This is a genomic window from Psychromonas sp. (assembly GCF_047632955.1).
In the GTDB taxonomy this organism is placed as follows: domain Bacteria; phylum Pseudomonadota; class Gammaproteobacteria; order Enterobacterales; family Psychromonadaceae; genus Psychromonas.
This window is the reverse complement of the sequence record NZ_JBLIED010000041.1, coordinates 1-25,360: the sequence shown is the minus strand read 5'-3', so window position 1 is coordinate 25,360 and position 25,360 is coordinate 1. Positions and strand designations below refer to the sequence as shown.

Annotated in this window: 23 protein-coding genes; 19 read left to right on the top strand and 4 right to left on the bottom strand. The window is 41.7% G+C overall.

Annotated elements, in window-relative coordinates:
* Positions 1-53: 53 nt before the first annotated feature.
* Positions 54-1,169, top strand: coding sequence for an alanine dehydrogenase (gene ald / locus ACJAZP_RS16930; RefSeq protein ID WP_415231921.1), 1,116 nt, complete (start codon positions 54-56; stop codon positions 1,167-1,169).
* A 47-nt stretch (positions 1,170-1,216) separates the two neighbouring features.
* On the opposite strand, the gene lrp is transcribed toward ald, so the two are convergent.
* Positions 1,217-1,678: a leucine-responsive transcriptional regulator Lrp gene (gene lrp, locus ACJAZP_RS16925; RefSeq protein WP_415231920.1), complete on the bottom strand. Its 462-nt coding sequence runs from the start codon at positions 1,676-1,678 to the stop codon at positions 1,217-1,219.
* 211 nt (positions 1,679-1,889) lie between these two features.
* On the opposite strand from lrp, the gene ACJAZP_RS16920 reads away from it, so the two are divergent.
* Positions 1,890-3,257 carry a DUF4397 domain-containing protein gene (locus ACJAZP_RS16920; RefSeq protein WP_415231919.1) on the top strand — a complete coding sequence of 456 codons (1,368 nt, stop codon included), beginning with the start codon at positions 1,890-1,892 and terminating at the stop codon, positions 3,255-3,257.
* A gap of 207 nt (positions 3,258-3,464) precedes the next feature.
* Here the strand turns inward: ACJAZP_RS16920 and ACJAZP_RS16915 are convergent, their stop codons facing one another.
* Positions 3,465-5,594: a protein-disulfide reductase DsbD family protein gene (locus ACJAZP_RS16915; protein WP_415231918.1), complete on the bottom strand. Its 2,130-nt coding sequence runs from the start codon at positions 5,592-5,594 to the stop codon at positions 3,465-3,467.
* A 548-nt stretch (positions 5,595-6,142) separates the two neighbouring features.
* Here ACJAZP_RS16915 and rpmH point away from each other — a divergent pair.
* The 6 genes from rpmH to ACJAZP_RS16885 all read left to right on the top strand — a co-directional run bounded on the left by rpmH (position 6,143) and on the right by ACJAZP_RS16885 (position 11,243).
* Positions 6,143-6,277: a 50S ribosomal protein L34 gene (gene rpmH / locus ACJAZP_RS16910; protein ID WP_011771839.1), complete on the top strand. Its 135-nt coding sequence runs from the start codon at positions 6,143-6,145 to the stop codon at positions 6,275-6,277.
* Between the two features lie 10 nt (positions 6,278-6,287).
* Complete coding sequence (gene rnpA, locus ACJAZP_RS16905) at positions 6,288-6,644, top strand: ribonuclease P protein component (protein WP_415231917.1); 357 nt, start codon at positions 6,288-6,290, stop codon at positions 6,642-6,644.
* The gene (gene yidD, locus ACJAZP_RS16900) at positions 6,611-6,871 is read left to right on the top strand and encodes a membrane protein insertion efficiency factor YidD (protein WP_415231916.1); all 261 of its coding nucleotides are present in this window, start codon (positions 6,611-6,613) and stop codon (positions 6,869-6,871) included. The genes rnpA and yidD overlap by 34 nt, the downstream gene beginning before the upstream one ends.
* A gap of 19 nt (positions 6,872-6,890) precedes the next feature.
* On the top strand, positions 6,891-8,582 hold the full coding sequence (gene yidC, locus ACJAZP_RS16895) for a membrane protein insertase YidC (protein WP_415231915.1): 1,692 nt from the start codon (positions 6,891-6,893) through the stop codon (positions 8,580-8,582).
* A 136-nt stretch (positions 8,583-8,718) separates the two neighbouring features.
* Positions 8,719-10,086 carry a tRNA uridine-5-carboxymethylaminomethyl(34) synthesis GTPase MnmE gene (gene mnmE, locus ACJAZP_RS16890; protein ID WP_415231914.1) on the top strand — a complete coding sequence of 456 codons (1,368 nt, stop codon included), beginning with the start codon at positions 8,719-8,721 and terminating at the stop codon, positions 10,084-10,086.
* 239 nt (positions 10,087-10,325) lie between these two features.
* Complete coding sequence (locus tag ACJAZP_RS16885; RefSeq protein WP_415231913.1) at positions 10,326-11,243, top strand: porin; 918 nt, start codon at positions 10,326-10,328, stop codon at positions 11,241-11,243.
* 935 nt (positions 11,244-12,178) lie between these two features.
* Here ACJAZP_RS16885 and ACJAZP_RS16880 read toward each other — a convergent pair.
* Positions 12,179-13,099 (bottom strand): TIGR01777 family oxidoreductase, encoded by a 921-nt coding sequence (locus ACJAZP_RS16880; protein WP_415231912.1) that lies wholly within the window; start codon positions 13,097-13,099, stop codon positions 12,179-12,181.
* 207 nt (positions 13,100-13,306) lie between these two features.
* On the opposite strand from ACJAZP_RS16880, the gene ACJAZP_RS16875 reads away from it, so the two are divergent.
* The 11 genes from ACJAZP_RS16875 to ACJAZP_RS16825 all read left to right on the top strand — a co-directional run bounded on the left by ACJAZP_RS16875 (position 13,307) and on the right by ACJAZP_RS16825 (position 24,273).
* The gene (locus ACJAZP_RS16875; RefSeq protein ID WP_415231911.1) at positions 13,307-13,891 is read left to right on the top strand and encodes an anthranilate synthase component II; all 585 of its coding nucleotides are present in this window, start codon (positions 13,307-13,309) and stop codon (positions 13,889-13,891) included.
* A gap of 65 nt (positions 13,892-13,956) precedes the next feature.
* A complete protein-coding gene (locus tag ACJAZP_RS16870; protein WP_415231910.1) occupies positions 13,957-15,168 on the top strand; it encodes an aspartate aminotransferase family protein in 1,212 nt (403 codons plus the stop codon).
* 75 nt (positions 15,169-15,243) lie between these two features.
* Complete coding sequence (glpX, locus tag ACJAZP_RS16865; protein ID WP_415231909.1) at positions 15,244-16,254, top strand: class II fructose-bisphosphatase; 1,011 nt, start codon at positions 15,244-15,246, stop codon at positions 16,252-16,254.
* A gap of 241 nt (positions 16,255-16,495) precedes the next feature.
* Positions 16,496-17,899 (top strand): cytochrome c oxidase accessory protein CcoG, encoded by a 1,404-nt coding sequence (gene ccoG, locus ACJAZP_RS16860; protein ID WP_415231908.1) that lies wholly within the window; start codon positions 16,496-16,498, stop codon positions 17,897-17,899.
* A 43-nt stretch (positions 17,900-17,942) separates the two neighbouring features.
* Positions 17,943-18,938 (top strand): serine/threonine protein kinase, encoded by a 996-nt coding sequence (locus tag ACJAZP_RS16855; protein ID WP_415231907.1) that lies wholly within the window; start codon positions 17,943-17,945, stop codon positions 18,936-18,938.
* Positions 18,939-18,980: 42 nt separating this feature from the next.
* Complete coding sequence (locus ACJAZP_RS16850) at positions 18,981-19,589, top strand: thiol:disulfide interchange protein DsbA/DsbL (protein WP_415231906.1); 609 nt, start codon at positions 18,981-18,983, stop codon at positions 19,587-19,589.
* A 149-nt stretch (positions 19,590-19,738) separates the two neighbouring features.
* Positions 19,739-20,413, top strand: coding sequence for a uridine kinase family protein (locus tag ACJAZP_RS16845; RefSeq protein ID WP_415231905.1), 675 nt, complete (start codon positions 19,739-19,741; stop codon positions 20,411-20,413).
* Positions 20,414-20,429: 16 nt separating this feature from the next.
* Positions 20,430-21,344 (top strand): type I pantothenate kinase, encoded by a 915-nt coding sequence (gene coaA, locus ACJAZP_RS16840; protein WP_415231904.1) that lies wholly within the window; start codon positions 20,430-20,432, stop codon positions 21,342-21,344.
* A gap of 153 nt (positions 21,345-21,497) precedes the next feature.
* Positions 21,498-22,124: a guanylate kinase gene (gene gmk / locus ACJAZP_RS16835; RefSeq protein ID WP_415231903.1), complete on the top strand. Its 627-nt coding sequence runs from the start codon at positions 21,498-21,500 to the stop codon at positions 22,122-22,124.
* Positions 22,125-22,795: 671 nt separating this feature from the next.
* Positions 22,796-23,071, top strand: coding sequence for a DNA-directed RNA polymerase subunit omega (gene rpoZ, locus ACJAZP_RS16830; RefSeq protein ID WP_011771855.1), 276 nt, complete (start codon positions 22,796-22,798; stop codon positions 23,069-23,071).
* A gap of 200 nt (positions 23,072-23,271) precedes the next feature.
* Positions 23,272-24,273 carry a calcium/sodium antiporter gene (locus ACJAZP_RS16825; RefSeq protein WP_415231902.1) on the top strand — a complete coding sequence of 334 codons (1,002 nt, stop codon included), beginning with the start codon at positions 23,272-23,274 and terminating at the stop codon, positions 24,271-24,273.
* Between the two features lie 217 nt (positions 24,274-24,490).
* Here ACJAZP_RS16825 and ACJAZP_RS16820 read toward each other — a convergent pair whose 3' ends face one another.
* Positions 24,491-25,345, bottom strand: coding sequence for a formate/nitrite transporter family protein (locus tag ACJAZP_RS16820; RefSeq protein WP_415231901.1), 855 nt, complete (start codon positions 25,343-25,345; stop codon positions 24,491-24,493).
* Between the last annotated feature and the right edge of the window lie 15 nt (positions 25,346-25,360).

Genomic DNA, 25,360 nt, shown 5'->3' with positions numbered 1-25,360 from the left:
ATTTAAACTGACTTTAAATATTTATTAAACCAAACCATAACGGAGTATGTATTATGATTATCGGCGTCCCTAAAGAAATTAAAAATCACGAATATCGAGTAGGTATGGTCCCGGGCAGTGTTCGTGAATTAAGCAATCATGGACACCAGATTCTTGTTGAGACAAATGCAGGTTTAGGCATTGGTTTCAGTGATCAGGACTATATTAATTGTGGTGCATCTATTCTGACAAGTGCGGCAGAAGTATTCGCCGGCGCTGAAATGATAGTGAAGGTAAAAGAACCGCAAGCCGTTGAACGTGCGATGTTACGTGAAGGACAAATTCTATTTACATACCTTCACTTGGCACCCGATCTAGCGCAAACAGAAGATTTGATTAAATCAAAGGCAATTTGTATTGCCTATGAGACAGTCACCGACAATCAAGGTGGTTTACCTCTTTTAGCACCGATGTCAGAGGTTGCAGGTCGCATGTCAATTCAAGCGGGTGCTCAGGCTCTTGAAAAATCTAATGCCGGCCGTGGCATGTTGTTAGGCGGCGTTCCCGGTGTTGCTCCTGCCAAGGTGGTCATTATTGGTGGCGGCATGGTTGGTAATAATGCGGCACAAATGGCCGTGGGCATGGGCGCTGAAGTGGTTATTCTGGATCGTAATGTTAATGTTTTACGTCGTCTTGATGCACAGTTTGGTAATAAAATTAAAACCGTATATTCAACAACGGAAGCGCTTGAAGAACATGTACTTGAGGCCGATTTAGTGATTGGCGGCGTACTGGTTGCCGGCGCTGCTGCACCTAAACTCGTCACCGCTGAACATATTAAAAACATGAAACCGGGCTCCGCTATTGTTGATGTTGCAATTGATCAAGGGGGCTGTATTGCCACTTCAAAAGCCACAACCCATGCAGATCCAACCTTTATTGTTGATGATGTAGTTCATTACTGTGTTGCTAATATGCCGGGTGCTGTTCCACTGACATCAACCTTTGCATTGAATAATGCAACCCTGCCTTTCATCATCAATCTTGCTAATAAAGGCTATAAAGAAGCTTTATTAAGTGATCCGCATTTCTTAAATGGCCTGAATGTTATCAATGGTCAGATAACCTGTGCCAGTGTGGCACAAAACTTAGGATTTGAGTTTGTTGATCCTAAAGTTGCATTAGCATAACGTTTATTAGCGCTGCCCCAGGGTGGCGCTTTTTTTCATTATAATTTTTATATTCGTAACAGGGTATTTACTTTTACTTCTTCCATAACCACATAAGTGCGGGTTTCCTTAATACTGGGCAAAGTTAATAAGGTTTTAGCAAGCAGTTTTCGATATGCTGACATGTCAGCAACACGCGCCTTCAGCAGGTAGTCAAAGTCCCCCGACACTAAATGACATTCTTGAATTTCCTCGGACTGTAAAACGGCTTTATTAAACGCCTCAAATACATCGGCTTCACCGCGGCTCAAGGTTACTTCAATAAAAACCAGCAGTGCAGCTCCCAAGTATTGCGGGTTAAGCGTGGCAATATAACCGGTGATAAACCCTTGACGCTCAAGACGTTTTACCCGCTCCAGACAGGGAGTAGGACTGAGGTCAACACGTTTGGAAAGTTCAACATTGGATATCCGCCCGTCTTTTTGCAACACATTTAATATTTTACGATCGATACGATCCAGCTCTTTCATTGCCCAGCCTTGTTATTAATTCATTTAGTTAAGCTCTTTATTTCACAAAACTCAGGCGCTATCAAGCTATACCAGTACCCTAGTCTAAATTGCCTCAAAAATAATGAAAAACAGTGTTGTCGCAGCACCTTATTTAAAATCAAAAAATTATGATCTCTTTTTTAAAATATCACGTATCCAGTAGTACGTTTTTTAATCAGGAGTTTCAATAATGAAAAATTTTACCAAGGTTCTATTCGCCTCATTGGCCGCAGCAACCCTGTTTGCTTGTGGAAGTGATAATGACGAGGATTCATATTTAAGAATTTATCATGCGTCTCCCGATGCACCGAAAGTTAATATCTGGTTAGATGGAAAATTAGCCTTAGCAGCTGTTGATTACCAGCAAAGCTCCGGGGCGGTCAAAGTAGCAGCAGGCATGCATACGGTGCAAGTTGAAGCGCTATTACCCGATGGTACGACACTCACAGTGATTCCGGAAACACAATTAACGCTTGAAAAAGATACCGAATACAATGTTGTCGCTGCAGGTAAAGCGGCTTTAATCGGAAGCGGAGAAGTTAACGAATTTGCACCTCAAATTATTGCCCGGGATTATTTAACACCTGCAGACGCCCGCCTACAAGTTATGCACGCCGCGCCAGATGCCCCGATGGTTGATGTATTTGTTACCGGACCAGATGCTGATCTTGCCGGTGCAACGCCCTTCGCAGACGATCTTGAATATCTGGGTGTAACGCAGGCCATTTCAGTCGCGGCGGGTAACTATCGGGTCAGAATCACCGATCCAAATAATAGCCAAAGTCTTTATTTTGATTCAGGCACAGTGACTGTGCCTGTAGGTGGTGACTGGTTTGTTGCTGCAACCAACAATACCGAAGCAGGTGAATCGCCGGTCAACTTATTAGTAGATACCGGAGAAACATCCTTCTTGGTTCGTGATAAAGATACCGGCAGCGATCTGCGCGTCGTACATGCCATTTCTGATGCACCTGCGGTTGACGTATGGGTAAATGGTAGCGCGCCTGCGGAAGGCACCCCACTGTATAATTTAGCATTTACAGATGTCACAGATTACCTGGCTGTTGGCGCAGCAGAATACACCTTTGATGTTGCAGTTAACGGTTCAGATCCTGTTACTGTTGTTGAAGCGTTAACATTAACGGCAACATTAGAGCCGAGTAAAACATATACAGCTATAGCCATCGGTAATTTAACGGATGAGCTAGACAATGATCAGTTATATGTTGTTGAAGATGAAGTGCGACGCGTTGCAACAGCTGCTAAATTACGCGCTATTCACGCATCCACAAAAGCCGGTAATGTTGATATCTATATCAGTGATGATGCAACACCCAGTGATGATGATCTAATTTTAAAAAATGTTGCCTATAAAGGAGACAGTACGGTACTTTCTGTTACTCCCGGTGAAGTCTACATAATGATCACTCCGCCTGATGATATGGGCAGTGTTGTGATCGGTCCGGCAATGCTCAACTTAACTGCGGGTAGCCTGACAACCCTGATTGCATCGGATGATACTGCTGAGGGATTTACCGTAATCAGTTTAGATGACTAGTGATTAAGCGGGTAAAAATTTGCAGAAAAAAAGCAGTCAACTGAGACTGCTTTTTTATTCTGTTGCAATAACAAGTCAGGTCGTTAACAAACGCAGCCACATTCTAATCGGCGTAGTAAAACCACTGATGACCGACTTGATTTGACATTTTATTATTACAAATCAGATCGGTTGTCTCACCCTCAATACTTGCTGCAGACAGTACCGTTAGTTACCCTGCACCTGTTGCAGCGCAGATAAAACCTGTTGGCTGCTTAATATTGTCGGTAAAGGTAATCCCTGCGGAGCTTTCGGCCCGTAGACAATATTAAAGGGTACACCGTAGCGCCCATATGACTGTAAATAGGCAGTAACTGAATCAGATCGGACCGTCCAATCACCTTTCATTAATACCACGTTTTCTGCCTGCAGCGCGCTGTACACCGGATCCTGTAACAACACGCCGATTTTATTCGCCTTACAGGTAATACACCAATCCGCGGTGACATCTACAAAAACGGTTTTACCCGATGCCACCTGCTGCTGAATTGTTTGTGCATCCAACGGCGACCAATCGAGCTCGCCAGCTAATGGGCTGACCCAATTTTTAGCTGTTAAACTGCCCAGCATAAACCCCAGCGCAGTGGCTAAGAGTAATGAGAATAATGCAACTAACAGAATACGTTTACCGTATTTTCTGAGCGTCAAAGTAAATAAAACTATTAACAGCAAAGCTGCAGTCAGGAACATATTCAGCGTACCGATAAAATTACCCAGCAGGCTTAACAACCAGAAACTGGTTGCTAGAATCATCAGTGCAAAGACTAACTTAACGGTGCCCATCCACCTGCCCGGTTTAGGCAGTAGTAATGCCATTCCCGGAAAGATGGCAATTAATAACCAGGGTAATGCCATACCCAGCCCCAATGCGCTGAAAATAACAAACAACTCCGCTGTTGACCCTCCAAGGGCAAACGCCACCGCAGTTCCTAAAAAGGGCGCACTGCAGGGGGTGGCTAACAGGGTTGCAAACATGCCCTGCAGATAATGACCGAGATAGGATTGATCTCCTTTTCCGGCAAGCCAAGTTTGGATCACCACGGGCAATTGAATTTCAAAAAGCCCTAACGTATTTGCAGCAAACAGCGCGGTTATAATAACCATAGCAACAATAAAATAAGGGTTTTGAAATTGAATGCCCCAGCCTAAAGCCTGACCGGATAATTTTAATAACAATAAGAAAATCGCCGATAACCAGAACGAAGTTAATATACCCAGCGAGGAGGCTAAGAATTGTCTGCGAATTTGGCGACGCTGTATGCCCTGGGCAGATAAAATAGAGCTCAGTTTCATCCCTAATACAGGTAAAACACAGGGCATAATATTAAGAATCAAACCACCTAACAGGGCAATTAAAAACATAACCAACAGACCATCTGCAGTGTTACTGCGGATAATTTGATCCGATGTCGTTGTCACCAACTCCACGCTGGTATCAGTATCAAGCACAGTTGCATGGATAGTTTTATTGGTTAAATCAACCTCACCGGACCAGCTTGAAGCACCAATAGTCGCGGTCAGTGTATTGTTTGAAATGTTAATTTCAGGCGCAGAAAAAGTAACATACTCAAGATCAGGGGAGTCTGAGTCAATAAACAGATCCGGTTTAGACCAGCCAAATTTATTATTTACTTGTACTACTAACTGCTGTTTTAATGGATTCCAGGAGGAACGTACCCGGCTAATAATGGCGTTATCCTGCTGCTGTAAAAGTTGCTGCTCAGTCATTAAAATCGGAATAGTACCGAGTGCCTGACCGAATTTAAAGACCACTTCGGGATCGCTCACCAGAGTATCAGGATCAAATACAAGGTTAATTTCATAATCACTTAAAACACAAATGTTAGTGCACGAAGCAAGCGTTAATATCCCTTTTAAGTGAGCCGCTTTACCGATATCCTGCAGCACTATGGTTAACGGGAAATTAATCAGCCCTTTGTAACCGATGGTTTCCACTCCCGAGACCGGATAACGTTTAGGTGCCGGCCACAACCAGTTCACCTCTTTGATATTGCTTGAGTCGGAGAAATCAAAGCTCGGTGCAACTCCCCCTTCACCGGGTGAACGCCAATAGGTTTTCCATTCGCCCGAAAGTTTAACCTGTAATAAAGCATTAACGCTTTGTTTATCTTTATCTATTTGCCCGGTTAACTCGGCTAATAGGCTCACCGGAGGATGATTAAAGTCGGTTATCCAACCCGTAGACGTTTGCGGAGCAGCAGCCGCTGCCAAAGTGCTAAGAAGGCTGGTAATCACTAATAAAGCACTTAACACCGGCCAGACTATAAATTTCTTCAATTGGAGAGCTCCAAATAATAAAAATGCAGACAACTGCTTAATATAAAAAACATCATTCGCGGGCGCGCAAATCAGTCATATTATAATAAAAAGGGTAATCATTATAACGACTCGCAGTGCTTAACACTATTTATCGCTTTAAAAAGGTGTGTAAAAAAGATCCTTCAAAATAATAGCGCGGTACTGACCGGGCGATTAACAATAAGGATCTCTTAAGTGCAATCCTTTCAAGGATAAATAACAGAAAGATCACCCTAAGATCCTTGCTTATTAATGACGCTTCTATATAATCCTTTCACCCTGACTACGAGTCTGGCGCGTACATTATCTTATCTAATACGAGCTTATGCTTGTTAAAGTAAAAATTTTAATGTGCCGAAAGAAGCATCTCTGATTGACTTTTAGTCGATCAATACATAGAATTCGCTCTCTTTTTAATCGGCTGACGGTTTTTATTTATTATTTCTGAGTTACTAGTAAAGTAATTTATCAATAATAAGCTAAAAACATTAGCTACTGTACCGTACTTAACAATAGTGGAAAAGAGCATGAAACGTACTTTCCAACCAAGTAACATTAAGCGCAAGCGTTCACACGGTTTCCGAACTCGTATGGCGACTAAAAATGGTCGTAACGTACTAGCTCGTCGTCGTGCTAAAGGCCGCTCAAGCTTAAGCGCATAATCTACCAGACGTGGTGAATTATTCGTTTTCTCGGGAGTTGCGTTTGCTAACTCCCGAAGATTTTCAACCTGTTTTTAAAAATGCTGTCCCGGCAGTTTCCCCCTATCTGACTCTTCTAGCTCGAAAAAACACCCTAGATCATCCTCGCATCGGAATGGCTATTCCCAAAAAGCACATTAAACGTGCCGTAGGGCGTAATCGTATTCGTCGCATTGTTAGAGAGCAATTTCGTCACCAGCAACACCAACTCCCTGCAATAGATATTGTTGTTATTGCTAAAGCAGGTATTGCGGATTTATCAAATCAAGAAATCAACAAAATATTGGATAAATTATGGCGGAAATTAGTGCAGCGGTGCAATGGGTAGTAATCAAATTGATTCGCGGTTATCAAGTATTTATTAGCCCAATGATTGGCCCACGTTGTCGTTTTACGCCAACTTGTTCACAATATGCGATCGAAGCGATAAAATTACACGGAATAATAAAAGGTTGTTGGTTCGCGGCTGCGCGTATTATAAAATGCCAGCCTTTAAGTGAGGGTGGTTACGATCCTGTGCCTACTTGTTGTGCTAATAAAAATAAATCTAACTAAATAGAGAATAAGAAACCTTATGGAATCCCAACGCAATTTACTTTTACTCGCTCTGCTGTTTGTGAGCTTTTTGCTTTATACCGCATGGGTCGACGAAAAAAATCCTGAAGTCGCTCCGCAAGTGCAAACAGAACAAGTTGATTCATCTATTCCGGCTTCAGTTGCTTCCAACACCAATTTAAGTGAGGGAGTACCAAATTCACCCGGGCAAAGCAGTACAGAACCAGCCCCAGCTCAGATGCCAGCGAGTCAATCCGTTACCCTGGAAAATGATCAATTACGCTTAAGCATCTCTCTGGTTGGTGGTGATATTATTACAGCCGATCTATTAAAACATAGTGACGAGCTTAATTCCGACACCCCTTACCGTCTATTGGATAGCGGTAATGGTTTTACCTATATCGCACAAAGTGGTTTGATTGGGCAAGGCCCGGATGCCAATAAAAATGGCCGTCCTTTATATAATACAGCCGATACAGAATCTGTCTTAGCCGATGGCCAGAATGAAGTATCCACAACGCTGCATTTTGTTGATGCCGATGGTAATATTTTCACTAAAACCTTCACCCTTAAACGCGGTGAATATGTGACTAATGTTGCTTACCAAATTGAAAACAAGACAGATAGCCCAATCAATGTTCAGCTTTATGCTCAATTAAGGGAATCATTATCCGATGATACCGGCAGTATGGTGATGCCTGTTTATCGCGGTGGCGCTTTCTCAGCAACGGATGTCCGTTACGAAAAATACAGCTTTGATGATATGAAAGATGGCGCGTTGAACAGAACAACCCAAGGTGGTTGGGTGGCAATGTTACAACATTATTTTGTATCTGCATGGATCCCGTCCCCTACGGATGAAAATGTACTGTACAGCAACATTATTCAAGATAAGGATGCCGCTATAGGCTTTAAAGCTCCATCAAAAACCGTTGCCGCACAAAGTGTTGCTGAGCTTGAGACTAATTTGTGGGTCGGCCCTAAAATACAGGAAAAAATGGCAGTTGTTGCAAATCATCTTGATTTAACCGTTGATTACGGTTGGTTATGGTTTATTGCTCAACCGTTGTTCAAACTGTTGTTATTCTTCCAGGGCATTGTTGGCAACTGGGGTGTTGCGATCATCCTGATCACTTTTACCGTAAAAGGTGCACTTTACCCGCTTACTAAAGCGCAATACACCTCTATGGCTAAAATGCGTCTGCTGCAACCTAAGATTCAAGAATTACGTGAAAAGTATGGAGAGGACCGTCAGAAAGTATCAAAAGCAATGATGGAGCTGTATAAGAAAGAGAAAGTCAATCCGCTTGGTGGTTGTTTCCCTATCCTATTACAAATGCCTATTTTCATTGCATTATACTGGTCATTGATGGAATCGGTTGAATTGCGTCATGCACCCTTTATGTTATGGATTCAGGATCTGTCGGTACAAGACCCTTATTACATCATGCCAATCCTGATGGGTATCAGCATGTTCTTTATCCAGAAAATGTCTCCAACAACCGTACAAGATCCAATGCAGCAGAAAGTAATGCAGTTTATGCCGGTTATTTTCACTTTCTTCTTCCTATGGTTCCCTGCAGGTCTGGTACTTTACTGGTTGATGAGTAATGTTGTTACCTTAATTCAACAAACGCTGATTTATCGCAGCTTTGAAAAGAAAGGTTTGCATCCAAAGCAAAAAGAACCTGTGGTGCTGGATAAAAAATAATTTATTTTCCCGGTAACCATTGATAAAAAGGCGACTATAAGTCGCCTTTTTTATATATACCCAAATCACTTGCAGCGGCAGAAATTAGCCTATTCAAGTGATTTGGGTATGATCATTTAAATTTTGAGGTCTAATCATGATCAAAGCTACTGATACAATTGTTGCTCAAGCAACCGCACCCGGTCGTGGTGGTGTTGGTATTGTTCGCGTTTCAGGGCCGGATGCAGAGGCAGTCGCAAAGGTTATTTTGGGTAAAGTGCCTAAACTGCGTTTAGCCGAATACTTACCCTTTAACGATCAACATAGCGAAGTGCTGGATAAAGGTATTGCACTGTTTTTTAAAGCGCCCAATTCATTTACCGGTGAAGATGTATTGGAACTTCAGGGACACGGTGGTCCGGTGGTGATGGATATGCTTATTAAAGCAATTTTAAGCATGAAAAACCTGCGCAGTGCCAATCCGGGAGAGTTTTCAGAACGCGCATTTATGAACGATAAACTGGATTTGGCACAAGCTGAAGCGATTGCTGATTTAATTGAAGCAACCTCTGAACAAGCGGCCAAAAGTGCCCTGCGTTCTTTACAGGGTGAGTTTTCAGAAAAAATAGATGATCTTGTTGAAAGCCTCATCTATTTACGCATTTATGTTGAAGCCTCTATTGATTTCCCTGAAGAGGAGGTCGATTTTTTAAGTGACGGTAAAATTGCCAAAGATTTATACCAAATAATCGCTAACCTGGAAGCGGTAAAAGAGCAGGCCAAACAGGGCGCTATTTTACGTGATGGTATGAAGGTGGTTATTGCAGGACGGCCAAATGCCGGAAAATCCAGTTTATTGAACAGCCTGGTGGGCGTCGAGCGTGCCATTGTCACCGACATTGCCGGTACTACCCGTGATGTGATGCGCGAACATATTCACATTGATGGCATGCCACTACATATTATTGATACCGCGGGTCTGCGTGAAGGTGCCGATGAAATTGAAAAAATAGGCATTGAACGCGCCTGGCAGGAGATAACAACAGCGGATCGTATCCTGTTTATGCTCGATGCCACCACCACCGATGCTGAAGATCCACGTCAAATTTGGCCGGATTTTATTGATAAACTGCCCAAGTCAGTTGGCCTAACCGTGGTGCGTAATAAAGCGGATTTAACCGGAGAGCCGTTAACTGTTACGAAAAGTCATGAGCATCCCGTTTATCGAATTTCAGCAAAAACCGGCCAGGGGGTGGACTTATTAAAAGAACATCTTAAAGATATTATGGGTTATCAGGGTCATACCACCAGTGGGTTTATGGCAAGACGCCGCCATTTAGAAGCCATTGATAACGCCCAGCGTCATTTGCTGGAAGGTAAAGTCCAATTGGAAGAGTATCGAGCGGGTGAATTATTAGCCGAAGAGTTAAGATTAACCCAACAATATCTGAGTGAAATTACCGGCGAATTCAGCTCCGATGATCTGCTCGGAAAAATATTTTCAAGCTTCTGTATTGGCAAATAAGCAATAAAATTATTCTGTAAATAAAAGCCGCTGCTCAGCGGCTTTTTTGTGCCCTCAACTAGCTTCGTAATAATTATCATTATCGCCCCTCACCTGCTAAAAATATTCTCTATTTTTTTCGATATGCCCCTGTTTTTGTCACAAGACTGTCACAGTAAAAAGTTATGCTTCTTTTCGCAAACAGCCACAGAGCTGAAAACTAAAACGAAAACCTTTAACTAACTATATATGGAATAATTATGAAAAAGACATTATTAGCAACTTTGATCCTTAGCAGTTTCGTTTCAGGTGCGGTAAGTGCAGCAACGGTTTACGATAAGGAAGATACTAAATTATCAATCGGCGGCCGAGCTGAAGTCCGCGCGCTATTTTCCGATGCAGTTGATGGTTCAATGTTAGATGAAAGCCGTGCACGTATTAATTTTGAAGGTGAAACAAAAATTTCTGAAAGCCTCAGCGGTTTTGCTTTTATGGAATATGAAATTAAACCTGGTGAGGTAGCAGAAAACCGCTACCTGTTTGCTGGTATTGGCACCGAAGCTGGTGATTTTTCTTACGGCCGTCAAGACACAGCTAGCGTACAAATCTCTGATATGACCGATATTGCCTCGTATCATTCAGGTCTGCAGCAGTACATCGACAGTGCATCGGATAAAGAATCAAATAACTTTGTTTTTGCCAACAATTCTATTCAGGGTTTAGCACTAAAAGCGAACTATATTGCTAACGGTTCTGAGACCGAAGGTGATGCCGCTGAAGATGCCTTTGGTTTATCAGCTTTGTACTCAATGGACTTCGGTTTAGACCTGGGTGCTTCATATGCAGACCAGGATCAACAAAATCAAGTAACTTTAGGTGCGGGATATACGTTTGAAGATTTATATCTAGCTGCAACCTACGCCATGGGATCGGTAGCTGATAACGATGATTTCACTTCTGTAGAAGTTGCTGCGCAATACAAATTCACTAAAGAATTCCGCATGATTGCAATGTACGGTACGGCTGAAGAAGATCTAGCCGGCGATACAGAAGACTACGTTGCACTGGAAGGACAGTACCGCTTTAACAAAAACCTGCGTACTTATGCTTCATATAAACTGGATAACACCGACGCTGGTGATGATGAGCTAGTAGCTGGCCTGCGTTACAACTTCTAATTACCGGTTAGACACGGATTTTATAATTAAATCCGTGTAAAAAATCTGTCAAGGAAAGACGGATGAAAGATAAACAGAATTATTTATCTTATAGGGATATAACCCAATGGGTTTGGGAAATAATACGATTAAGGGCAGCTTCGGCTGCCCTTTCTTTTTATAACAAACGAATATTAAAGCAGACGACCATTATTACCTTGCCGCTCTAATTTGTACAAAAAATAGCCGGAGTTATTTGGCAAGGATTTTTTTAACAATAAACAACTATATTTTGTAGGAGATTGACCATTAATAATCGACGACATTGTGTCAATGAAGCAGAGAAAAAACTATTCCAAAACAAGACCTAAAACGCAACACACTGTAATTAAAAAGGTTATTTCAACTCTCCGTCACATAACCAATGAAATTATGGTTTTTATTATTAATATTTTTGAGATAAAAGCTTACTATTAGTCCTGCAGGAACGAAGATAGCTTTACAGGAAGTAAAGCCATCATAAAAGGATGCAGAAATAACAATAGTAAGTTGATTGTTATGGACAGATAGAGATTGTTATCTGGTCAGGAAGACACAGGGACACCCCGGGATTGGGAGCTTATAAAGCAGGGCCGCTTTATATATCAGGATGATAAAAGGAACCACTACGGGATGTAGTAAGGGACACTTTATGGATAAAAGTGATTAATAATACTTAGGATTAGCATTATTAAGTCAGGATGACAAAAACGGACACCTCCCAGGGAAAGGGAGAGGACAGACAAACAGGAGTGTTTATCTGATATGGATATAAAACGGATTAAACCCAAAGGATTAGGGAAGTGGATGCCTTGAGTGGCAATAGTCAATAGGGATATACAGCAGGGAGCTTCGACTGTCACGGATAAGACAGAGTGACTAAACTTAGGGCAGCTTCGGCTGCCCTTTCCTTTGATTTAAGTGCACAACTTATTCTCACCTACCCCCAAACTGCTGCAAAAACTCTCTTCTAACTTGCCATACTTAAAGGCAAACCCCGCATCCAGCAACTTTTCAGGTAATACCCGCGTACTTGAAAGCAATAATTCCTTACCCATTTGCGCAAACAACAACTTGACCAGCACTTCAGGCAGGGGAAAAATGCAGGGACGATTTAACTGTTTTGCCAGCAGTTGGCTAAATACCTGATTGGTTACCGGATTGGGTGAGACCAAATTTACCGGTCCTTGAATATTATTATTTTCAATCACAAATAAAATAGCGCGGAGCATATCGTTAATATCAATCCAGCTCATGATTTGCTTACCAGAGCCGATTTTCCCGCCTAAACCCAGTTTAAAAGCCGGTAACATTTTTGCTAACGCTCCGCCCTTTTTACTGATAACGATACCAGTGCGCAGATTCACGAGTCGGGTGCCGGCCTCTTTGATACCCTGGCTGCTTTCTTCCCAGTCTGATGCCAATTGACTGACAAAATCAGTACCCGCCGCACTATTTTCATCAAGCTTCTGATCGCCTCTATTACCATAAAAACCAATTGCCGAAGCACAGATAAAAAGTTTAGGTGCGGGCTGGGCTTTTTTGAAATGATCGACCAGCAATTGGGTAGACAGGGTTCGACTTTCCAGCAGTTTCTTTTTTTTGTCATTTGTCCATCGCCCGTCACCTATATTCTCACCCGCCAGGTGAATAATTACATCGGGATTTTCAAACTCCTTAAGTTCAAGATAGTGCTGCTGAATATTCCAGTAAGGCTGCCCCGCCTGCTCGCTGCGCAATAACCTGCCAACCTGATAACCTTCTGCTGTCAAAAGCTCACTTAAAGCCGTTCCAACCAAACCAGATGAACCGCTTAGCAACACTTTTCCCTTATCCATAATGACTCCAATGACTTCATTTATATAATTGAAATTTGATTAAATCCGCTCTCGAGAGTGGCTTTCTAACGCTATTTTGTATCCAAATATACGTAAACAGACGATCAATAGATCAGCACGTTAATTTCAGACTTGGTTTTAGTGTAGGTGGTTTAGAGTTGTAATGATAAAATAAGTCCCTGCTATTTTATGATGGGTGATTTTCCAATGCTTTTGATGATCGACAATTATGACTCTTTTACTTACAATTTGGTTCAATATTTTGGCCAATTAAAGCAAGAGGTTATAGTCAAAAGAAATGATCAGGTAAGTCTACAGGAAATTACTGACTTAAATCCGGATCAGATAGTTATTTCACCCGGCCCCTGCACACCCGATGCAGCCGGTATTTCATTAAAAACCATTGAACATTTTGCGGGTCAAATTCCTTTATTAGGAGTCTGCCTCGGGCATCAAAGTATCGGTCAGGTTTGTGGCGCAAAAGTCGTGCGCGCCAATAAAGTGATGCATGGTAAAAATTCATTGATTAAGCATGACGGTCAAGGGGTATTCAAAGGGTTAAATAACCCTCTGAATGTCACGCGTTACCATAGTCTGGTACTTGACCCGGGCAGTCTGCCAAGTTGTCTGGAGGTAACGTCAACGGTGCTTAACAGCGATGAAATAATGGCTATCCGTCATAAAACATTAGCGCTTGAGGGGGTACAATTCCATCCCGAAAGCATTATGTCTGAACAAGGTTTAAAACTGCTCAACAATTTTATTGCTCAATCACTTGGTTTCAAAAAATAAGTGCGTATATTAGCGCTCATTATTTTAAACCCTCACTTGGTGTTTTTATTTTAAAGGATTTATTTATGTCAACTCCTGCCGTCACTCGCGCTCTTTTTGATCAAATTATGGTGCCCAATTATGCTCCTTTGGCAATGATCCCTGTTCGTGGTGAAGGCTCTCGTGTTTGGGATCAAGACAACCGCGAATATCTTGACCTGACTGGTGGTATTGCTGTAAACGCACTGGGTCATGCACATCCGGAATTAGTGGCCGCATTAACCGAACAGGCTAAAAAGCTCTGGCATGTCAGTAATTATTATACCAACGAGCCGGTTTTACAGTTGGCACAGCAGATTATTGATAATACTTTTGCAGAAAAAGTTTTTTTTGCAAATTCCGGCGCAGAAGCCAATGAAGCTGCGTTAAAATTAGCACGTCGTTTTGCCTTTGATAATTACGGCCAGGAAAAAACTGAAATTATCGCCTTTCATCACGGTTTTCATGGACGCACATTTTTTACTGTCAGCACCGGAGGGCATGCACCTTACTCCGATGGTTTTGGGCCCAAACCCGCAGATATAACACACCTTGATTACAATGATTTGAGTGCCTTGGAAAATGCCATGTCCGATAAAACCTGTGCTGTTATACTTGAACCCCTGCAGGGTGAAGGGGGCGTTTTACCAATAGAAAAATCCTTTGCGCAAGGTGTCCGTAAACTCTGTGATAAATATAATGCGCTTATGATTTTCGATGAAGTGCAAACGGGTATGGGCCGCACCGGTTCATTATTTGCTTACATGGCATTAGGTGTCACCCCGGATGTACTTACCTCTGCAAAATCCTTGGGGGCAGGTTTCCCTATTTCAGCAATGCTCACCTTAACTAAATTTGCAGCCAGCCTAACGGTAGGAACACACGGTACGACCTTTGGCGGCAACCCACTTGCTTGTGCCGTTGCCAGCAAGGCATTTGAGTTAATCAATAGCGATGAAATCTTAAACGGGGTAAAAGAAAAAGAGCGTTTAATACGTCACGCTCTGGAAAAAATAAACCAGCAATATAATGTTTTCAAAGAGGTTCGTGGTGCGGGTTTATTACTGGGAGCGGTTTTAAATGAACAGTACCAGGGCCGCGCAAAAGATTTACTGCTGGCCAGTGCAGATCAAGGTTTATTAGTACTGGCCGCAGGTGCAAGTGTGATCCGTTTCGCACCGGCACTCAATATCAGTAACCAAGAAATTGATCAAGCCATGGATAAATTTGAACAAGCAGTAAAAGTACTGATTAAATAATCTAATAACAAAAAATTGTAGCTAATTCTCCTGTATAGTTAGCAAATAAAAATATATTAAAGTGGGAGCTCAAAAATGAGACGCGGATTAGAAATAGAATTTTGTCGAGTAACAGAAGCGGCGGCACTAGCCGGCTATAAATGGTTAGGACGGGGTGATAAAAACACCGCCGACGGCGCAGCCGTAGAAGCAATGCGTTTAACTTTTAATCAAATTGATATTGATGGTGAAATCGTTATTGGTGAAGGTGAGATTGATGAAGCGCCAATGCTTTATATTGGTGAGCACGTTGGTACCGGCATCGGTGATACTGTTGATATCGCAGTCGACCCTATCGAAGGTACTCGAATGACGGCCATGGGCCAGTCCAATGCATTAGCCGTCTTAGCGGTTGGCGAAAAAGGCAGTTTTTTACGTGCGCCTGATATGTACATGGAAAAATTAATTGTTGGACCGAATGCTAAAAATGCCATTGATTTAAATCTCTCTTTAGAGCAAAACTTAAAAGCCATTGCAGCTGCATTAGGTAAACCCTTAGGTCAATTAACCGTTGCTACCTTAGCCAAACCGCGTCATGACCGAATTATCAAGGATATGCAGGGTTTAGGAGTGCGCGTTTTTGCCATTCCTGACGGTGATGTTGCGATCTCTGTATTAGCCTGTATGCCGGATAACCAGGTAGATGTTTTGTATTGTATTGGTGGCGCACCTGAAGGTGTTATTTCTGCCGCTGTGGTGCGCGCATTAGACGGTAATATGCAAGCACGCCTGATCCCTCGCCCGATGGTCAAAGGGGCAACAGAGGAAAATATCAGAATTGGTGCAGAAGAAACGGCTCGTTGTGAAGCAGCCGGCATTGAAGTTAACACAATATTAAAACTTGAAGATCTAGTTAAAAATGACAACATCATTTTTTCTGCAACCGGTATTACTAAAGGTGATTTAGTAGAAGGTGTCACCGCAGATGGCCTTTTAGCAACGACAGAAACCTTATTGGTACGCGGTAAATCACGTACCATACGTCGTATCCGCTCGACTCATTACCTGGATAGAAAAGATCAAAGATTGAAAGATATCATTCTATAAAATTGATCTTTTAAAAAACCGTCATGCCGTTTGCCCTGCGAACGGCATGTAATAATGATTTATTAGTTAGAAACCTCTGCAGCGCCACTTCCTGAGCTTCAAAAAAACTAAAAAAATGATCATTGTTGCTAGTTAGGATCAATTAATGAGTCAAATTAGTCTTATCTGCAAATCCATTATTTTTATTTAACTAACTTCCTTTATAATATGATTCCCAAATACCACATTTCAGGCTTTAATGATGACTGAACGTATTAAAATAAAAGAGATAGACAGCAGCAATGTAAGCGGCGTTGAACAATATAATCCGAGCAACCGTATTTATGTGCGCGCCATTTATGGATTCTATCAAAAACTGCGTCGTTATACGGGCTGGGGATTAATTGTATTATTTATTGCTCTGCCCCTAATAAGGTGGAATGGACAGCAAGCAATTTTATTTGATATTGCCGCTCAACAGTATCATATTTTTAATATGACCCTGTTTCCGCAGGATCTGACTCTGCTCGCCTGGGTATTTATCATTGCAGCCTTTGCTTTATTCTTTATTACCACCTATTTGGGCCGAGTGTGGTGTGGTTATACCTGTCCGCAAACGGTTTGGACATTTATATTTATCTGGTTTGAAGAGCGCTTTGAAGGCAGTGCCAATAAACGCAAAAGACTGGATCAGATGCCCTGGAGCTTTAATAAAGTCTGGCGGAAAACCGCAAAACATAGCGGCTGGATAATCATTTCTTTACTCACGGGTTTAGCTTTTTGCTCTTATTTCGTATCGGTTAGTGAACTGTACAGCGATTTTTTTACTTTTAATGCCGGTTTTGCAACCACCGCCAGTGTGCTCTTTTTTGCCGCGGCTACCTACATCAATGCCGGTTGGATGAGATCCATTGTGTGCCTGCATATGTGCCCTTATGCCCGCTTTCAGTCAGCCATGTTTGATAAAGATACTTTTATTGTCGGTTATGATGCAGAACGCGGAGAAAAACGCGGCCCAAGAAGACGCAAAGATTCTCCACAGGATTTAGGATTAGGGGATTGTATTGATTGCGACCTTTGTGTACAAGTCTGCCCGACGGGCATAGATATTCGTGACGGTTTACAATATGAGTGTATTAACTGCGGGGCTTGTGTTGATGCCTGCGATTATACTATGGATAAAATGGGTTATCCGCGCGGATTAATCTCCTATACCACGGAACAAAAGTTAGAGGGTAAAGAAACCCACGTATTACGTCCTAAAATTATCGGTTACGGTATTTTATTATTGATAATGGTCGCCATGTTTTTCGTTAATATTATCAATTTAAGCAGTGCCGAAATGGAAATTCTTCGCGATCGTAACGTCTTATACCGAGAAAATAGCCAGGGGTTAATTGAAAATACCTACACCTTAAAAATACTCAATAAAACCATCACCACCCAAACCTATGATCTGTCTTTTTCCGGTCTGCAAGATGCTAAACTGATTGGTCCCAGCCAAATTGTGATAAAACCGGGCGAAGTATTAACCCAGCCTATTGCGATTGCCGTTGATCCTTATGAAATTAAGGAAAAAAGGATTAACATTACCATTACGCTAACCGGAGCGTCGGGTGAAGTTGAAACAATAGAACAAAAAACAACCTTCTTTCTTGGTTTATAAACAAATAAATTATTAAGGGCGTAAGCCCTTTTTTATCGAGTAAATGCCAGTGCAAGCAAATTTCAGTTACCAATCTCTCACGCCTGAACTGCAACTTGATGCTCTGGCATCAATTGCGGTTTATCCGGCATCCGGGTTAATCTCTCTGAACTCCTATGAAAATCGCGTGTCTTTATTTACCGATGAAAATAAAATTCGCTATGTGGTGAAGTTTTACAGGCCACAACACTGGAGTGAAGCGCAATTAAAAGAAGAGCACCAATTTTGCCAGATTTTAGATCAAAACGGCTGTCAAATTGCCTCTCCAATAGAAATTAATCAACAAACCTTATTTTACTTTGAAGGTTATTATTTTGCCTTATTTCATAGTTTATCAGCACGTTCCATGGAGCTTGATAATATTGATATACTCTATGATGTGGGTTGCGCGTTAGGAAAAATGCACCGCATTGCAGGTCAGGAGACCTTTAAATACAGAGAGCCGCTTAATATTGAAATTATGTTGTCAAACCCGATTAAAGCACTGCGCAGCAGTCCTTATATTCCAAAATCTCTGCGCGCACCGCTATTTGCAACACTTGAGGCCCTTGAAATTGAAACAACCAGGCAATTTAATAATCACCAGCATAAAATAATCCGCTTACACGGAGATTGCCATGCAAGTAATATTTTGGTGAAAGATAATTCGCCCTATTTTGTCGATTTTGATGACTGTAAAATGGGTCCGGCCGTTCAGGATCTGTGGCTCTTATTGAGCGGCACAAACGCGGAGAAACAGCTTCAATTATCAATGTTATTAGAAGGTTACGAAGAAGAGTGTGATTTTGACCGGAATCAGTTATGCTTGATCGAAACGCTACGCACAATGCGCATCATTAATTATGTTAACTGGATTAATAAACGTTGGTCGGACCCCGCTTTTCCACTTAATTTTCCGTGGTTTATAACGGATGAATATTGGAAAGAGCTATTACAGTCACTTAAAGATCAATTAATCGCCCTAAAGCAAGCACCGATTTCTTTACAACCGAATTATTAAAGATAAAATAAGCCCGTGACCAATTTAACCAAAGGAACAACAATGAAAAAGATTTTTGCCTTACTAATGGCTATGATTATATTCCCACTTTCCGCACAAGCCGTTGATTTTGAGGAAGGAACTCACTACGAAGTGATCAAGCAAACAGCCACCGCCACCCCGGAAGTGAAGGAGTTTTTCTCATTTTTCTGCCCGCATTGCTTTAAATTTGAACCTTTGATGAATAATCTTAAACAAAACTTACCTGAGCAGGTAAAAATAAAAAAAGTGCATGTAAACTTTTTAGGTAAGGAAATGGGGCCGGAATTAACTAAGGCTTATGCCGCAGCAGAAATCCTCAATGTAGAAGATAAGCTTTCAAGTATCATTTTTGATCAAATACATACTCAACGTAAAGCCATTAATGGCCGGGAAGGTGTACTTGAACTGTTTGAAAAAGCGGGCGTTGACAAACAAGAAGCAGAAAATGCATTAGCGAGTTTTCCGGTCAGCGGATTAGCGTCGCAAATGAAACGAGATACCGAAACATTCAACATCCGGGGCGTGCCGACCTTAATTGTTAATGGTAAATATAAAGTAAACACAAGCTCCATAAGAAGTAATGAAGAGTTTGTTGCACTGGTCACTTTCTTAACGCAGAAGAAAAACTAATATCAAGGCCATTATTATTATATAATTAGAACAACAAGTTACCTATGCCTCTTAATGAACGTTATTAAAAGGCATCTTCACAAGGCGAAGAGCGAAAGGCCAGCCTTGATACTTGTTATGGCCAGCTATAACGTAAAGGAATTGCCCATTTGAAAACCATCTTTAACAGCGCAGAGCAACTGAAAGCGGCTTTACTGGATAGTTATAATAAAAATGAGTCAACAAAAGCACAAATCATCGCGATTAGTGGGATTGAGGGCGGCGGTAAACGCGCGTTAAGCGAAAAGATTGCTGATGCGCTAAAACTTCAGGGTGTTCGAGTTGCAGTGATCCATACCGATGACTGGGAAGCCGCTGAAAATGTACGTTTTAACGTCATGAGCAGCCCGGAAGAATATTATCTGAACGCCTACCGCTTTGATGAAATGTTCGAACAGCTCATTTTACCTCTAAAATTGTTCGGTAGTATCAAAACATCGGTCACCCTTGAAGATGTTTTAAATCCGCGCACGGTTGAATATAACTTTCAAAATATAGAGATCATCATTATTGAAGGTGTTTATCTTTTGCAGGAAGCCTATTTAGATCTTTATGATTACACCTGCTGGGTTGAAAGTGATTATGATGCCGCCTTTGCTCGTTTGGTAGGACAAAGTAACGTTGAACAATCGCAACAAACATTGGTTAACCTCTTTGAGTTGTTAATAAAACCCGCCGAGCAATACCATATAAAAACAGATAACCCGGAAGGTAATGCCAAATCAATTTACATAGAGCAAGAAACTGGTGACAATAAGCACCACAGCTATAGCAGCTCAGTATAACGCCCACGATGCCTATATGCACTTTGAAAGAGAAAAGTGGGCTGAATTGCGCGACAATGTTAAGTTAACCCTCTCGGAAGGCGACCTGAGACAGTTACAGGGGATTAACGAATCACTTTCCATTCAAGAAGTGATTGATATTTACCTGCCACTCTCCCGTCTGCTTAATTTATACGTCAAAACGCAGCAGCGTCGCCATACCGTGCGCGATAAATTTTTAAACTCAAAGAATGACAACGTACCTTATATTATTGGTATTGCCGGCAGTGTTGCCGTGGGTAAAAGTACCACAGCGCGTATCCTTCAAGCGATGTTATCTCACTGGCCGGAGCACCCCAAAGTTGCACTAGTGACAACGGATGGCTTTTTACGACCTAACCAGGAACTGGTTGCACGTAATCTCATGCACAAAAAGGGATTTCCAGAGAGTTTTGATATCAAAGCCTTAATTGATTTTGTTTCCGCAATAAAGTCCGGCAAAGAGTTGATTTCTGCACCAATATATTCACATCTGACCTACGATATATTGCCCGATAAAAAGTTACACCTTGCAAAACCCGATATTGTTATATTAGAGGGTTTAAATGTATTACAAAGTGCAATTAATTATCCACATTATCCGCAGCGCTCTTTTGTTTCTGATTTTGTAGATTTTTCTATCTTCGTCGACGCAGACACGCAGCTCTTAAAAAAATGGTATGTACAACGCTTTCTAAAATTTCGTGAAGGTGCATTTACGGATCCTAAAGCCTATTTCCATAGTTATTCGCAAATGGAAGAAACTAACGCCATTGAAATTGCGGAAAAAATATGGGACGAAATCAACGGGGTTAATTTGGAAGAAAATATTCGTCCAACCCGGGATAGAGCAAACCTGATCCTGACCAAGGCAGCCAATCACCAGGTGGAAAGCGTTCATCTGCGTAAATAGTGGGTTAATCAACCCTTATCAAAATTAAAAAGTCGATTCAACAGACTTCACTTTAAAAATAAGGGATAATTCGCGACTCGTAAAATCACTGCCCATTCTTGAATTAAAAAAGGGGTGGTTAGATCTAATTAATACTTTCAGGAATGCTTTTTTATGTCCCAAGTCGGCACACTGTATATTGTATCTGCTCCAAGCGGAGCAGGAAAATCAAGCCTTATCAATGCATTTTTAGCAGAAAAAAGAGATTGGCAGGCACAGGTTTCTATTTCTCACACAACACGTGCTCCGCGTGCCGGCGAAGTGGATGGTCAGCATTATCATTTTGTAAGTACAGAAACGTTTAAAAAATTGATTGCTGAAAATGCTTTTTTTGAATGGGCGGAAGTCTTTGGCAACTATTACGGCACCTCGCGGATCGCCATAGAAGAGGCGCTCACTAAAGGAATCGATGTACTGTTGGATATTGACTGGCAAGGTGCACGACAGGTTAGAAAAATGCTGCCAGAGGCTAAAGGTATCTTTATTCTTCCCCCTAGCCGCAAAGAGTTAGAAGCACGCTTAAACACGCGTGGTCAAGACAGTAAAGAGATCATAACCAAGCGTATGGAGCAGGCACAATCTGAAATGTCGCATTATGATGAATACGATTATTTGATCATTAATGATAATTTTAAGTGCGCCACGGAAGAGTTATCGGCGATTGTTAAAGCGCAGCGAAATAAACAAGCCAAGCAGACGCTTAAGCACCAAACAACCATTAAAGAATTGTTAGCACAATAATCCTAATACGAAGTTTGTGGATCATTAATGATGATTTTGACAGCGCCACGAAAGAGTTATCGGCTAGTGTTAAAGCGCAGCGAAATGAACAAGCCAAGCAGGCGATTAAATACCAAATAACAATTAAAGAATTGTTAGCTTAATAATTCCAACACGAAGTTTGTGGATCATTAATGATGATTTTAACAGCGCCACGAAAGAGTTATCGGCGATTGTTAAAGCGCAACGAAATGAACAAGTCAAGCAGGCGATTAAATACCAAATAACCATTAAAGAATTGTTAGCTTAATAATTCCAACACGAAGTTTGTGGATCATTAATGATGATTTTAACAGCGCCACGAAAGAGTTATCGGCTAGTGTTAAAGCGCAGCGAAATGAACAAGCCAAGCAGGCGATTAAATACCAAATAACCATTAAAGAATTGTTAGCTTAATAATTCCAACACGAAGTTTGTGGATCATTAATGATGATTTTAACAGCGCCACGAAAGAGTTATCGGCGATTGTTAAAGCGCAGCGAAATGAACAAGCCAAGCAGGCGATTAAATACCAAATAACCATTAAAGAATTGTTAGCTTAATAATTCCAACACGAAGTTTGTGGATCAATTGTGATTTAGAACGTATAATTAGCGCCCGTTTTTGTGTATTTAAAATTTTGGAGTTCAGCAATGGCACGTGTAACCGTTGAAGATGCAGTAAATGTAGTCGGTAATCGTTTTGATCTTATCTTAATGGCATCTCGTCGAGCTCGCCAGCTTGCAACTCAAGGTAAAACACCTTTAGTCGATCCGGAAAATGATAAACCTACGGTTATCGCGCTACGTGAAATTGAAGAAAATCTAATCACCAATGAATTGATGGATATTCAAGATCGTCAAGAAAAGCATGAAAAACAAACAGCAGAACTTGCCGCTGTTGCCGCTATTGCTGAAGGTCGTGGTTAGTCAACAACCTCTTAAATAGCTCTAAGAAAACGCTGAACATGAAAATGTTCAGCGTTTTTTTTATATCAAAAAACCGCCTTATATTGTGCTCTGTATTTAGAAGCACGCTTTAAATAAAATTAAATTCTGAATGGCAAGGTGGGAATCTACAGTTGAAGGATTTATGCCTGTTTTAAGAAAACACATGGAGTCTACCTGTTGTGCTAACATTATTATTGCCCGCCCTTGCAATTATTATCGGTTTTGCCCTGCTCATCTGGAGCGCTGATAAATTCGTTTTAGGTGCCTCAAATACCGCGCGAAGTTTTTCAATATCCCCGCTTATTGTCGGCGTTGTAATTGTCGGTTTAGGCACATCTGCACCGGAAATGTTAGTCTCCGCAATAGCCGCTGCTCAGGGTAATACCGGTCTGTCGATAGGTAATGCGATCGGCTCAAACATAACCAATATTGGTTTAATGCTGGGGGTGACCGCTATTTTCTATCCGCTGCATATTCACTCTAAACTACTTAAACGGGAAATGCCGCTATTATTAGCACTGATATTATCCAGTTTATTTTTGCTTTGGGACCAAAAGCTGGGCTTTTTAGATGGCCTGATCCTATTGACTATGATGGTCTTCATGCTGATCTACAGCGCATGGGAAGCAAAAAGTCACAACACTGACAGCCTGCCACAGGAAATACTGGATGAATTGCCCGAAGAGGTCAGTAAGGGGGAAGCATTAAAATGGTTAGTGATTGGTATTGTGCTGTTGATTGCTTCTTCTCGTCTGCTGGTTTGGGGCGCAGTGGATGTCGCGCAGTATTTTGGTATCAGTGATTTAATTATTGGCCTGACTATTGTAGCGATTGGCACCAGTTTACCGGAGCTGGCGGCCACGCTTGCAGCTGCACGTAAAAAAGAGTTTGATTTAGCGGTTGGTAATATTATCGGCTCCAATATCTTTAATATTTTAGGCGTGATGGCGTTACCCGGGTTGATTCATCCGGACAACTTTGACAGCGAAGTATTAACTCGAGATTATCCGGTGATGATAGCTTTAACCGTTGCGTTAATTATCTTCTCAATCGCATGGCGCAAAGGAAAAACAGGCGTACTGGGCCGCGTAGAAGGGGGAATGCTATTAACCGGTTATATCGCCTATATGCTGTGGTTATTTAAAGATATGAGCGGAGCAGCTTCACCTCCTCTCTTTTAGTACAAAAAAGACTATCAATATCTGATCATTAACTCACGGCCTGCATTTTTCTCTGTAGGCCGGAAGCCTTCCCAAATACTCAATTTAGCTCCCCTAATAAAATAAATAGATAGATAAATAGATATAGTTATTAGGCTGGCTATAAAGAGGAAGATTTTTTGCAGGATAAAGCCCCTAAACATAAGCAAGGGGCTTCGAAAGTTTTACTTAAAACAGATTATATTCTACTAAGTGCTGGTTCAGCGTTTACTTTCTCAGCTTGCTCTGAGTCAAGTGCAGGCGCTGTCTTAGCGTGAGTCAAATAAAGAGGGAGACAAGTAAAGACAAGCCCACCCACAATATTACCTAAAATAGTTGGAATAAGGTTGAAGTTCAACCAAGTCGCAATACCAAAATCGGCCCCTAACATCATACCTAATGGGAACAAGAACATATTAACCACTGTATGCTCAAAGACAAGCGCGAAGAAGATAAAGATTGGTAACCACATTGCCGCTATTTTTCCCGCAACACTGCGTGCTGTCATGGCGCCGACAATGCCTAAACAGACCATAAGGTTACAGAAGATAGCGCGTACAAAACAGGTGATCCAACCATCAAAACCGAGGTTTTCAAAACCAACCGAACGAGCAGTCGATACGGCGATAAATTTTTGCGCCACAGCATTTGGATCAATACTGAAGTTCTTAGTCAAAGAAATTGCGATCAAGAAAGCAACAATCAGCGAACCAATCAGGTTACCCAGACCAACAAGGCCCCAACAACGTAGAATGCGACCCCAAGTAATACCTGGACGCTTAGCAAATAGAGCGAGAGGTGCAAGGCCGAATACACCCGTCACTAAGTCGTAGCCCATTAATATCAATAGACAAAAACCAACGGGAAAGACTAAAGCCCCGACTAGGCCGACACCAGTTTGAACAATCGCGGTGATTGCAACAACGACTGCCAATGAAAGAATGATCCCCGCCATGGTACTGCGCAGTAATAAATCACGCGTGCTGGTTTTCACTTTAGCTTCGCCCACATCGATCATGGTTTGTACGAATTCCGCTGGTTTTACATATGACATCTATCTATCCTTAAA